Source organism: Halomonas sp. DP5N14-9 (assembly GCF_019802175.1).
GTDB lineage: Bacteria > Pseudomonadota > Gammaproteobacteria > Pseudomonadales > Halomonadaceae > Halomonas > Halomonas litopenaei.
In genome coordinates, this window is record NZ_JAHVHR010000020.1 from 57,884 (window position 1) to 71,103 (window position 13,220).

General features: G+C 63.3%; 8 protein-coding genes. 3 read left to right on the plus strand and 5 right to left on the minus strand.

The features are described 5' to 3' along the window. Positions 1-38 precede the first annotated feature (38 nt). From KUW00_RS11485 to KUW00_RS11495, 3 genes are all read right to left on the minus strand, one after another. On the minus strand, positions 39-1,712 hold the full coding sequence (locus KUW00_RS11485; RefSeq protein WP_052704185.1) for a BCCT family transporter: 1,674 nt from the start codon (positions 1,710-1,712) through the stop codon (positions 39-41). A gap of 409 nt (positions 1,713-2,121) precedes the next feature. After that, complete coding sequence (locus KUW00_RS11490) at positions 2,122-4,314, minus strand: OsmC domain/YcaO domain-containing protein (protein WP_222569136.1); 2,193 nt, start codon at positions 4,312-4,314, stop codon at positions 2,122-2,124. A gap of 160 nt (positions 4,315-4,474) precedes the next feature. Continuing rightward, a complete protein-coding gene (locus KUW00_RS11495; RefSeq protein ID WP_213228340.1) occupies positions 4,475-5,221 on the minus strand; it encodes a hypothetical protein in 747 nt (248 codons plus the stop codon). Between the two features lie 87 nt (positions 5,222-5,308). Here KUW00_RS11495 and kdgR point away from each other — a divergent pair, with 87 nt between their 5' ends. Beyond that, complete coding sequence (gene kdgR / locus KUW00_RS11500; RefSeq protein WP_213228342.1) at positions 5,309-6,094, plus strand: DNA-binding transcriptional regulator KdgR; 786 nt, start codon at positions 5,309-5,311, stop codon at positions 6,092-6,094. A 124-nt stretch (positions 6,095-6,218) separates the two neighbouring features. Here kdgR and KUW00_RS11505 read toward each other — a convergent pair whose 3' ends face one another. Together KUW00_RS11505 and KUW00_RS11510 are read right to left on the minus strand one after the other, a co-directional pair. Then, entirely contained in the window at positions 6,219-6,347 is a 129-nt protein-coding gene (locus KUW00_RS11505) for a putative transporter small subunit (RefSeq protein WP_213228344.1), read from the minus strand. Positions 6,348-6,401: 54 nt separating this feature from the next. Next, positions 6,402-8,051 (minus strand): sodium:solute symporter family protein, encoded by a 1,650-nt coding sequence (locus tag KUW00_RS11510; protein WP_375037759.1) that lies wholly within the window; start codon positions 8,049-8,051, stop codon positions 6,402-6,404. Positions 8,052-9,225: 1,174 nt separating this feature from the next. On the opposite strand from KUW00_RS11510, the gene KUW00_RS11515 reads away from it, so the two are divergent. Both KUW00_RS11515 and KUW00_RS11520 read left to right on the plus strand, forming a co-directional pair. Further along, complete coding sequence (locus KUW00_RS11515; RefSeq protein WP_315901130.1) at positions 9,226-10,572, plus strand: MFS transporter; 1,347 nt, start codon at positions 9,226-9,228, stop codon at positions 10,570-10,572. Positions 10,573-10,978: 406 nt separating this feature from the next. Continuing rightward, on the plus strand, positions 10,979-13,201 hold the full coding sequence (locus tag KUW00_RS11520; protein ID WP_222569137.1) for a TonB-dependent siderophore receptor: 2,223 nt from the start codon (positions 10,979-10,981) through the stop codon (positions 13,199-13,201). The last annotated feature ends 19 nt before the right edge of the window (positions 13,202-13,220 follow it).

Genomic DNA, 13,220 nt, shown 5'->3' on the forward strand with positions numbered 1-13,220 from the left:
TCCTCGATGGTTGGCGGCAAAGGACGACGACACGGGGTTCAAGCTCGATCATCACTATGCCTCTCGCCATTGGCTCCCTGGCGGCCGATCTTGTAAGGCACCATGCCTCGGTAGAAGACGCCGATCCTGTCGTTGTGCACACCGCCTTTCTTGGCGGACTTGAGCATCCGGTAGACCGACACCATGTAGGCGATACCCACCACGAAGAAGGGAGCGCCGACCACGATGGCGAGGCTTCTGATCGCGTCGAAGCCACCGGTCAACTGGAACATGATGCCGGTAAACCCGATCACCACGCCCCACAGCAGGCGCATCGACACCTTGGGGTTTTCATCGCCGTTGGAGACCTGCATGGCGGCAAAGAAGGACGCCGAATCGGAGGTCGTCACCGCGAAGATGACGATATTGAAAAGCACCCCCAGACTCAGCCACCAGCCACCCGGCATGCTCTCGAGCAGGGCATAGATCCCCGACTCGGGCTTTTGCTGCACGCCTTCCCATAGAGGCGCGATACCGGTGACCTCGACGTAGCCGGCGGAGCCTCCCCAGATGCTGAACCAGCCGATTGCCAGCAGCATGGGCACCAGGATCACGCCGACGATGAACTCGCGCAGGGTCCGGCCGCGGGAAATCCGCGCGATGAAGCCGCCGCAGAAAGGGATGTAGGAGATGTACCAGAGCCAGTAGAACACGACCCACCAACCGAGCCATTCACGCTGCTCGAAGTTGCCGGCATCGCTCCAGAACTGCAGCGCAAAGACCTCGCCGAAATAGTCGCCGACCTGCTGGGTGGCAAGGTTCAGCAGATATTGAGTGGGCGCATGGCCGAAAAACAGCAGCGCCAGCAGAATCGCCCCAGCCATCACCATATTGGCCTGGCTCAGCACCTTGATGCCGCGCTCCACACCGGTGGCGGCGGAAATCACGTAGGCCACGATCACCACGATCATCACCAGGGCCTGGCCAACGGGACCAAGGTCCCATCCGAACAAGGTCGCCAGACCGTAGTTGATGGAGGCCACCCCGAGCCCGATCATGGTGGCATTGCCGCCGATCGTGCCGATGATCCCCAGGGCATTGGCCAGGCGCCCCCAGACACTGGTGTTGCAGCGCTCTCCCAGGATGCCGTAGAGACCGGTGGCCACCGTCAGCGGCAGGCCCAGGCGGTAGGCCGGAAAGGCGATCGCCCAGGCGGCGATGGCAAACACCGCCCAGCCGTGCATGCCCCAGTCCAGCAAGGTCAGCTGGACGGCCTTGGCGACCCCGGCGGCTTCTCCCGTCGCCCCCATGTCGATGACGTGGGAGGACTGATAGAGGTGGGTCAACGGCTCGGCCACGCTGAAGAACACGAAGCCGATGCCAAAGCCGCAGCTGAACAGCATCGAGATCCAGGCACCGTAGGAGAACTCCGGCACCTCATCGTCGGCGCCAAGCTTCAGATCACCATAGGGGCTGATCACCAGGTAGAGACAGAACAGCAGCGCGCCCCCCATCCCCAGCAGAAAGCCCCAGCCGAAGTTGAAGATCAGAAAGTCGCGGGTCGAGGACAACACCTGACCGGTCAGGGTCGGAAAGAACAGCGCGCAAGCCATGATCAAGCCGTAGATCAGCAGCACAGGCCAGAACAGCGAGCGATCATACTGGCCGAAGATGCGGCTGACCGGTCCCGCTGGCGGATGGCTTTCGACATTCGTTATCGATTGTTGGGTCATCGAAAACTCCTTGGTGGATGACACCCGAAGGCGGTGACACGCCGCCAAGCCGCAACCCCGGCCCCCGCGACAACGCCGCCGACTTCGAGCAATAGTTGGCGTAAAACGCTTTGACTTCACAAAAATGAAAAATAGCAGCTATTTTTTCACCAAAAAGAAACGACGCGGATTTATTTCAAGATTCTAGACCAAAGTTCTAGCCTGGTATCCATCGCTCAGATGCCGTCCAGCGCGCCAGGAAAGCGGCCCATATGCCGGAACATCAGCACCTTGGCGAGACAGGGGCGTCTGTCCCCGAGCGTTGTACGAAGCGCAGACGAAAACGCCCCCGACGAAGACGTCGGGGGCGTTGGTATTGCAGGCCGTCACAGGGCCAGGCCGTTACACCGGCGCCGGTGGCTGGGCATGATCAGCTCTGGGCTTTGGCCAGCTGAGCCCTGCGCGCGTGCAGTTTCTTGTAGCTCTCGATCAGGCGCTGGTGCTTTTCCAGCCCTTCGAGCGCCATGCTGGTCGGGGTAAGGCCGGGGAAGCGTAGCTCGCCGCTGACCACACCGACCACGCTGTCCATGGTCTCGTCCCCGAACATGCGGCGCAGGTTGTAGAGGAAGTCGTCGAGCATTAGCTCGTCGTCCAGGGTGATTTCCAGCACCGCCCGCACCGCCTGGTAGTAGAGGCCACGCTCGACGGTGTTGTCGTTGTACTGCAGGAACATCTCGACCCGATCCAGCGCCTCCTCGTGCTGACCGAGCGCCAGGTGGAGCATCAGCTTGAGCTCGAGGATCGTCAGCTGGCCCCACACGGTGTTCTCGTCGAACTCGATACCGATCAGGGTGATGATGTCCATGTGCTCGTCGATCTGGCTCTCTTCCAGACGCTCGAGCAGATCAGCGAGCTGGTCGTCGTCGAGACGATGCAGATTGAGGATGTCCTCGCGGTAGTCCAGCGCCATGTTGGTGTTGTCCCACACCAGATCCTCGACCGGATAGACCTCGGAATAGCCCGGCACCAGGATGCGGCAGACCGGCGCGCCCAGGTCCTCGTGGACCATCATGTAGGCTTCCTTGCCCATCTCCTCGAGGATGCCGAACAGGGTCGCCGCCTCCTCGTCGTTGCTGCCGGAGAAGTCCCACTCGACAAACTCGACGTCGGACCTGGCGCTGAAGAAGCGCCAGGACACCAGCCCGGAGGAGTCGATGAAGTGCTCGACAAAGTTGTTGGGCTCGGTCACCGCCAGCGAGTTGAAGGTGGGCGGCATGAAGTCATTGAGGCCCTCGAAACTGCGCCCCTGCATCAGCTCGGTCAGGCTGCGCTCGATGGCGACCTCGAAGCTCGGGTGGGCGCCGAAGGAGGCGAACACGCCGCCGGTCTTGGGGTTCATCAGGGTCACGCAGGCCACCGGGAACTGGCCGCCAAGCGAGGCATCCTTGACCAGCACCGGGAAGCCCTGGGCCTCCAGCGCCTTCACCCCTTCGACGATGTCCGGATACTTCGCCAGCACCTCCTCGGGCACGTCTGGCAGCGCCAGCTCCTGCTCGAGGATCTGGCGCTTCACACCGCGCTCGAAGATCTCCGACAGGCACTGCACCTGGGCCTCGGCCAGGGTGTTGCCGGCGCTCATGCCGTTGGACAGGTAGAGGTTCTCGATCAGGTTGGAGGGGAAGTAGATCACCTCGCCATCGGACTGGCGCACGAAGGGCAGCGCGACGATGCCGCGCTCGACATTGCCGGAGTTGGTGTCGATCAGGTGCGAGCCCTGAAGCTCGCCGTCGGGATCGAAGATCTCCAGGCAGTAATCGTCGAGGATGCCCTTGGGCAGCTCGTCATTGGGCCCGGGCTTGAACCACTTTTCGCAGGGGTAGTGGACGAACTCGCTCGAGGCGATCTCCTGGCCGAAGAACTGATCGTTGTAGAAGAAGTTGCAGCTCAGGCGCTCGATGAACTCGCCCAGCGCCGAGCACAGTGCGCTCTCCTTGGTCGAGCCCTTGCCGTTGGTGAAGCACATGGGCGAGGCGGCGTCGCGGATGTGCAGTGACCAGACGTGGGGCACGATGTTGCGCCAGGAGGCGATCTCGACCTTCATGCCGAGCTCGGCAAGCATCCCGGTCATGTTGGCGATGGTCTGCTCCAGCGGCAGGTCCTTGCCCTCGATCCAGGTGCTCTGGCCCTCTTCCGGCTCCGCCATCAGCAGCGCCTGGGCGTCCTCGTCGAGGTTCTCCACCGTCTCGATCTGGAATTCGGGGCCGGTCTGCACCACCTTCTTCACGGTACAGCGCTCGATGGAGCGCAGGATGCCCTGGCGGTCCTTGTCGGACAGATCTTCGGGCAGCTCTACCTGGATCTTGAAGATCTGGTTGTAGCGGTTTTCCGGGTCGACGATGTTGTTCTGCGACAGCCGGATATTTTCGGTGGGGATATCCCGGGCGACGCAGTAGACCTTGACGAAGTAGGCGGCACACAGGGCAGACGACGCCAGGAAATAGTCGAAGGGGCTCGGCGCCGAGCCGTCACCCTTGTAGCGGATGGGCTGGTCGGTAACGACGGTAAAGTCGTCGAACTTGGCCTCGAGCCTCAGGTTGTCGAGAAAATTGACCTTGATTTCCATGGAGTCAGCACCGGAGTAATGGGTTTGGGTCGTCGGACACTCGCCACCGACAACGCCTTTGGGGCGCATTATCCAGTTTTCCCCCGGCGACGTCTTGGCCAGCCGGATGAAATTTGCTCGTGATGGCGTGGCGAGTCGACCTCCTGCCGCCCCCAGCCCCTCAACGTCTGAGGAGTTGCGAGATTATCAACTGACACACGGCCACGATCATAAAGAAGCCGGCGCCGAGCCAGGTATCGGCGAGTACCGCCAACAGCAGCGATACCAGCGCGACGTACCGCACCAGTAGCGGCGCCAGCTTGCGCGACGGCCCACCGCTGTCCGGCGTGGTGTCCGCGGCCACCGGGCGCTCCAGCCGGGCAAACAACTCGTCGACCTCTGCCTGGCGGGCGGTGCTTCTGGGCGGCGCATGGACGAAACGCGCCAGGTAGACGAAACCCACCACGCTGACGACCTGCAGCATCAGCGAGACCGCGAGCTTGATATCGACCAGTTGGGAGGGATGGATCGACGGCAGGCCAAGCCATTGGCCCAGGGCCTCGACGTCGAGCCACAGATAGCTCGTGGTGGTCACCAGGATACCCACCAGTACCCCGCCCCATCCGGCCCAGTCAGGGGCGCCGGTCCTGGCGATGGACAGCATGGCCGGCAGCGCCAGCGGCATCTGGAAGATCACCCCGAACATCACCATGATGTCGAACAGGCTGAGGTGGTGGACCTGGCCCAGGGCGATGGCCAGCGTCACGATGATGACGGCACCGATCACCAGGGTGACGAAGGCCACCCGAACATCGAACACCGCGCCGAGAAACAGCGACACGCCATAGAGCGCGATGGAAGCGGTCATCAGGGTGAGAAGGATCTGGCTCACCACATAGAAGAGTTGGGTGAACCTGCCGTAGCTCATCCGAATATTGCAGACATACGACTAAAGACGTATAACTCGAAACCAAGAGATAAAACCCTATTTCACAATTTCTGGAATCTTGGCCCTATGGCTACTGAAGCGAAGGTCGACAACGTCACAGCGGTACTCAAGGTCATGGCGATCCTGGAGGCTCTGGATGAGGGCGGAGAATCCAGCCTGGCGGTGCTGTCCCAACGCGCCGTGATGTCAAAGAGCACCGCCTATCGCTTTGTGCAGACGCTCAAGAACCTGGGCTACGTCGCCCAGAATCCGGAAAGCGAGAAATACCGGCTGACGATGAAGGTCTTTGCGCTTGGCAGTTCAGCGCTCGGCAAGGCCGACCTGATCAAGATGGCCGATCCCGACATGGCGGCACTGTCCGAACTGACCCGCGAAGCCGTGCACCTGGGCACCCTGGACACCTCCACCGCCGAAGTGATCTACGTGCACAAGTACAACTCTCACTTCAACCTGTGCATTCACACCCGCATCGGCGACCGTAGCCCGGCCTACACCAATTCCATCGGCAAGGCCCTGCTGGCCCACCTGCCCCCGGCGCAGCTCGACGCCCTGCTCGCGAACGTCAAGTTCGAACCACGCACCCAGAACACCGTGACCACCGAAGCGGCACTGCGCGAAGAGCTGGCCGAGATCGCCGAGAGCGAGCTGTCCGAGGATCTCGAAGAGATGGATGAAGGCGTCTGCTGCTTCGCCACCCCGATCTTCGATCACACCGGGCGCGCCATCGCCGCCCTGAGCATGTCGATCCCGAGCATCCGCTACCACCAGGACAAGACCTCGGAGTACAAGCGCATTCTGGTCGAGGCCGGTCGCAACATTTCGGGCAACCTGGGCTACCTGGCGCGGCGCTGACGCGACCTCCCTGCCCTGCCGCCTGCCATGACGAAAGAAGCCGCCCCTTGGGGCGGCTTCTTTGGTTGCGGCCTGTCCCTCGCATCGAGGGCAGGTGTCGCAACGGGTCAGTGCGAGTTGCGCCTCACACCAGGGTGCGGTGGCCCTTTTTCGCCTCACGACGATCGCGGGCAACGGCGCGGCAGATCAGCAGCAGCACGCCCAGGGTGAGCGCAGGCCAGATCAATACGTAAAAGCCAAAAAGCAGAGTCATGGGGAATCTCCGTCGGTGGGCGCCGCCAGCCTGCGGCGCCCGTCAAACAAGGGTTCAGCGCTGGGTCGCAAGCCCTGCCGGGGCGGACTTGGACGGGCGCTCGTCGGCTACCGTCACGGCCTCGGCGGCATCATAGTTGCCGACCCGCTCGGCGATGGTGTCGAAGTCGAACCGCTCGCGGCTGGCCAGGCTCATCACCACGCACACCAGGGTGCTGGTGCCGTAGGCGGTCAGCGACGCCAGCAGCACCGTGTACTCCCTGAGGAAACCGGTGGCGAACACCAGCATGGCGACAAAGGCAGCGAGCCCGGCGACGGCGCCGGCCACGCGGCCGAGGAAGCCGAACACCATCAGCGCGATGATGATGCCGCCACCGATGCTGGCCAGGAACTCGAAGCCAAGACCGGCCACACCGGTCATCGGCAGCCATTCAAACCGCGCCACGCAGAAGGTCACCATGGCCACCAGCACCGAGGTGGTGAAGGCCGCGTTGGTGACCCGGCTCCAGAAGCAACTGGCGATCACCGGGAAGACGATGGCTCCCCACAGTGCCCCGACGAAGACCAGCATCACCAGGATATCCAGCGAGAAGCTGGCGAAGACGATACCGATGGCGGTGGCCACGATCATGGTGATGCGCCCTACCAGCAGCATGCGGCGGGGGTCGGCCTTGCCTCGAGCGATGTTCTTGCCGTAGACGTCGGCCATCATGATCGCCGACAGCGCCGACAGGTCGGAATCGGCGGTCGAGGACAGGGAACCGATCACCAGAATAAAGAAGGCAGCGATGAACACCGGCGGCAGGTAGCTGGACACCATCTGCGGGATCAGGTTGTTCATGTCACCGTTGAGCGGCTCGACCCCCAGGGTCAACGCCATCAGGCCGATCATGCCAAGGCCGATGACGATGGCCCCGTAGCCCACGGTGGCGGTGAGGAAGGTCGGCTTGATGTGGTCCTCGTTCACCGCGAACAGACGCTGGGAGATGGTCTGGTTACCGATGGCATAGGCCAGCACCGCGACAAAGAAAGGTGCGCCCTGATTGAGGATGGCATCCATCGAGAAGAAGTTGGCCTGCTCGGCGGTGAGGTTGTCGAGCCCGGCCACCAGTTCGGTGGGTCCACCCATGGCGAAGAACACCGCCGGGATGATCACCACAGCAATCGCCATCAGCGCCACCAGCTGGGCGAAGTCCGTCAGCACCGAGGCGCGGAAGCCCGACCACAGCGTGTACAGCAGCACCCCGACACCGGCGATGATGACACCGGCCTGGAACGACAGCGGCGAAAGTACCGATACCAGCGCCCCGGCGGCGGTGAAGTTGACCATCAGGCTGATGATGCTGCCCAGCAGGTTCGATAGCGCCAGGATCAGCTGGCTGGAGGAGCCGTGGCGCGCGTGGATCAGCTCGCCCAGGGTGTGGGCGTTGGGCGCCAGCCGCCGGAAGCGGCGGCCGAACGGATAGATGAACAGGATCATCAGCGCGCCCCACAGCCCGTAGTGGATCGGGCCGGACACACCATAGGTATAGCCGGAGGTGGCAGCGGCGTAGAAAGAAGCGGCCCAGATCCAGGTGGCCGTCATGCTGGCGGCACCGATGCCGAAGCCGACCCGGTGGTTCGAGACCATGAAGGCGTCGGCGTCTTCCTTCTTCTTGCGAATGCTCAGGGTCAGCAGGTAGGTGCCGCCATAAAAAGCGATCATCAACAGGATGACCGTCAGGGTCGAAAACTGGTGGAGGGAGGCGCTATTCAAGGGCAATTCTCTTGTTGGTGGAACACAGGCGAGCGACGGTTCATGCGAACGCATTCCGGCACTTCACCGCGAAAAACTCACTAGACGAGCACGACAACGCCACAGGAATTGCGCCCACGAAAAGGACGAAGCTTCCTCGGGGTCATTGAAGTCTCAAGGGCCGAAATTAAACGGATTGCTGCCGCTTTTTCGGTACAGAAAGGCGTCGGGACGCGCCGCAGCACATGGCCAGCCATTGCAGCAGGGGCAGGCGGGCCGACATTGCGACAACCGGCGGGGCGTATCGAAGACGCCAGCAGACCACTGGTGGGTCAGGGAGGCGGGCGGCGCGGCATGCAGCGGCCCTGGTCGGTGTAGTGGGGCGACATCTCGGTCCTCTCCAGCGACAACGCAGGAACAGCATTAGACAAGACAAACAGGTCCCCGCCGGGCCATTGGCCCCGGGGTAATCCAGTCGGGAAGGTGCTACATCCATCCAGCGATGGCACTTCTCCTGGCGGTATAACGCCAGCTTGGCATCGGATCGCGAGCCAGGATAAGGGCTCGGCGTCCAGAGCGACGTGAGGCCTGTAAAAGGCGGGATGAAACCATCGCTGCGGCGCACATACCCTACTGTGCTGTGCAGAAAATGTCCAACCTGACGGACGAAGGATAATTTACCCATTTTCGACCAGACGTCAAGATAGCGAAATTCCCGCGACTCGCGGCGTAAATTTCCTGGCATTAAACCCAGTAACGCCCCCTGAATCTGCTTCGGCAATAGACGGACACGCCAGAAAAAATCAAGCGAACGATAGCGTTGAATTCGACGTCCCCAGAACGATTTCTCGTGCGCGACAGAAAACCCGCTTGCGCCTGGTACGCGTCGGTTACGGCCGCGAGTTCGACCAACTACGATGCTATGGAGTCGTCGTCGGGTCAGCGTGCTGGACGGCCAAGATGAGTTCGGGCGTTCGTGGCAGAGCGTCAAGCGATGCCTTGCCGGCAACAACATGGCGCCCCTTGCCGATCAGCGGTACGCCGAACACACTGATGATTAGCGGCGGCGGCGATGGACCGGCGCCGCGGTACCCCAGCCGACAACAGACTTCCGTCGCCCCCTCCCCGGACAAGCGAGGCCGCCGTGACCACATCGACTCCCACTTCCACCCTGTCGGCGGCCTGGAGCCTCTGGGCGCTGCTGCTCGGCGTCGGCCTGCTGATGCTCGGCAATGGCCTGCAGGGCAGCCTGCTCGGGGTGCGCGCCGCCGAGGAATCCTTCGGCAACACGGTCACCGGGCTGGTGATGTCGGCCTACTTCGTCGGCTTTCTGGCCGGCTCCACCCTGACCCCACGCAAGCTTCGCGACGTCGGACATATCCGGGTGTTCGCCGCCCTGGCCTCGATCACCTCCATCGCCATCCTGGTCCACGTCATGTTCATCGACCCCTGGGTGTGGGCGGCGATGCGGTTGATGACCGGCTTCGCCTACGCCGGGCTCTACGTGGTGACCGAAAGCTGGCTCAACGGCCACGCCAGCAACCACCTGCGCGGGCGACTGCTGGCGTTCTACATGGTCATCAGCTATCTCGGCATGGGCGGCGGCCAGTTGCTGCTGAACGTGGCGGACCCCAGCGGCATCCTGCTGTTCTTGATCGTCTCGATACTGATGTCGCTGGCGCTGGTGCCGATCCTGTTGAGCTACACCCCGCAGCCGGACACCAGCCAGCCCGAGGCGATGAACCTGCTGCGCCTGTATCGACTGTCGCCGCTGGGCACCCTCGGTTGCCTGCTGACCGGGATCGCCAACGGTACTGTATTCGGCATGGGCGCGGTGTTTGCCGCCAACCATGGGCTGGAGACCCACCAGATCGCCGCCTTCATGGGGGCGTTCATCCTCGGTGGGGCGCTGTTTCAATGGCCCCTGGGCAAGCTCTCCGACAAGACCGATCGCCAATGGGTGATCCTCATCGTCGCCGCCCTGGCCACCGCCTTCTCGCTGGCCGGGCTGCTGTTCGACCAGGGCGCAAGCCATGCGCTGACGCTGCTCGGCGTGCTGCTGGGCGGCACCACCCTGACGCTCTATTCACTGTTTCTCGCCTGCGCCAATGACGTCCTGACGCCGCAGCAGACGGTGTCCGCCAGCAGCAGTCTGGTGCTGGCACTCGGCATCGGCGCCATCCTCGGCCCGCTAAGCACGGGGCTGTTGATGGACCTGCTGGGCTCTGCCGGCTTTCTGTGGGACCTGGCGCTGATCCACGCGCTTATCGTGGTCTTCGGCGGCTACTGCCTGTGGCGCTATCCGAACCAGCCCTCGGACACCCACGGCCACTATGTCGCGGTCCCCGCCGGCACCGCCTCCCTGGGGGCAACCTGGGTCGAGGAAGCGGCCGACGATCCGGTGCAGCTCGACCTGGAACTCATGGAAGCAGACGAGGAGTCCTCCCTGGAGGAAGGTCAGGTGAGCACCGCCGAACCCGGGCGCAGCTGACAGGCCCCTGCCGAACGCGCCCGCCAGAACACGCCTACCGTCGTTTTTCCCCGCCAGTGCCTTGCGCTGGCGGGGCCCCGCATCACCGCCCATGTCCCTTCCCACCTCCAGCGGCGTCTTCTACCGCCGGCCGCCTTCTGCCAGATCGTCGTCTTGCCCCTGGTCGTTCGCGTCAGGGCTGCTCTTCTTGCCTGGTTTCCTTTTCTTGCCTGACCTTCTCTTGGTTCCTGACCTTCTCCGCTTGCCCGGCCCCTGCACCAGGCCAATGGTGCCACTTCGCCAAAAAGTTCTGCCGTTTTGTGCATTTGTGGCATCTCGCATAGACAACTTGGCAGCGCTCATAAACACCCGCCAATGGAAACGTGAATAATTTGCATTCTTAAAACATAAACAGGGAACCCCTTTCGTGCCGTACCATTCCGCTCCCCTCACCTGCCTTGTTCCTGGCCGTCTCGTTCCGGGCCACCTCGTTCCTGGCCGCCTGGCTATCGCCATTGCCCTGGCCTCCGGTGCCGCCCTGTCGACCCCGGTGCTGGCCCAGGACGCCGAGCAACTCGCCAGCATGACCGTGGTCGGTGACGATCTGCGTGCCACCACCGAATCGACCGAGAGCTACCAGGTGGCCTCCAGCACCAGCGCCAACGGTCTGACGCTGACGCCGCGCCAGACGCCACAGTCGATCAGCTTCCTGACCCGCCAGCAGATGGACGACGAGGCCATCACCAGCACCACCGAGGCGGTGGAACGGCTGCCCGGCGTCTCGGCGATCCGTCTGGACGGCACTCGCACCAGCTTCCAGTCCCGCGGCTACACCATTCGCAACTTCCAGTTCGATGGCCTGCAGAGCAATACCAGCGCGTTCTGGCCGTTCGGCGACGCCGAGTGGGATACCGCCATCTACGACCGGGTCGAGGTCGTGCGCGGCGCCACCGGCCTGATGACCGGGGTCGGCGATCCTTCCGCCACCGTCAACTTTGTGCGCAAGAAGCCGCTGGACGAGGCGGCGGGTAGCGTGACTGCCGCGGTGGGCCGATGGGACCGGGGGCGCGGCGTGGTCGATGTCAGTACCCCGCTGGACAGCGAGGGGCGCGTCGGCGTGCGCTTCGTGGCGGCCAAGGACAGCTCGGACAGCTTCATGGACGGCGTCGAGAACGACCGCGAGACCCTTTACGGGGTGATCGCCGCCGAGCTGACCGACAACACCGAGCTCAGCGTGGGCATCGAGTACCAGCACTACGACCAGGACGGCGCCTACATCGGCGTGCCGCAGTACTACCTGGACGGTGGCCGTACCGACTTCGACCGCTCCACCGCCAACAACACCGACTGGGCCAACTTCTTCACCGAGAACACCCGCGCCTTCGTCGACCTGACCCACCACTTCGACAATGGCTGGTCCGCCCGAGCCGCCTACAGCTACGGCGACGCCAACTATGGCCTGACCTACAACTACCGCGGCGGCTATCCGGATCGCGAGACCGGTGTGCTCTACTACACGCCCAGCTACGCCACCGAGTCCTACCTGGTCGACTATCGCGGCGATCGCACCCAGAAGAATCTGCATGTCAGCGCCGAAGGTCCCTTCACCCTGTTCGGCCGCGAGCACCAGCTCGGCTTCGGCTACATGGACCTGCACGAGGACTACCAGATCAACAGTCGCGGCCCGGCCGGCGACGTGCCGGCGCTGGGCAGCTTCAGCGACCGCAACGACCCGGCCCTGGCAGAACCGGTCTGGGGCGAGTGGGGCCTGACCGATGACACCGTGACCGAACAGCAGGGCTACTACGCGGTATCCCGCTTCTCGCTGGCAGACCCGGTGCACTTTATCGTCGGCGCGCGCATGACCGACTGGAAGATCGACCAGGACTATCGCGGCGAGCGTGAGTACGAATACGACAACGAGTTCACCCCCTACGCGGGTCTGATCGTCGATATCACCGACGACCTCAGCGCCTACGCCAGCTACACCGAGATCTTCAACACCCAGAGCGAGCGCTCACCCAGCGGCGCCCTGCTGGATCCGCTGGAAGGCATCAACTACGAGGCCGGCCTCAAGGCCGAGCTGTTCGACGATCGTGCCGACGTGTCCTTCGCGGTGTTCCACAGCCAGCAGGACAATCTGGCGGTGGAAATCCCCGGGGTCTTCGTCGCGGGCACCACCGACCAGGCCTACACCACCACCGACGGCGCCGAGGTCGAAGGCTTCGAGCTCGAGATCGCAGGCGAGGTGGCCGACGGCGTCAACCTGTCCGCCAGCTACGCCCTGGTGGACGCCGAGGACGCCGACGGTGAGCAGCTCAACACCAGCTATGCCCGCCAGCAGGCCAAGCTGTTCGCCAGCTGGCAGCTGCCTGGCCGCTGGTCGAACCTGACCCTCGGCGGCGGTGCGCGCTGGCAGGGTGACACCTACCGCGACAACGACACCCCCAACGGCACCGAGAAGATCGGTCAGGGTGACGTCTTCGTCGCCGATGCCATGGCCCGCTATCGCATCAACGACAGCATGAGCGCCCAGCTCAACGTCACCAACCTGTTCGACGAGGAGTACTACTCGCAGCTCGGCTTCTATAGCCAGGGTATCTATGGCGAGCCGCGCAGCGCGCTGCTGAGCCTGACCTACGACTTCTAGTGCCCTGGAACGCCGAAAC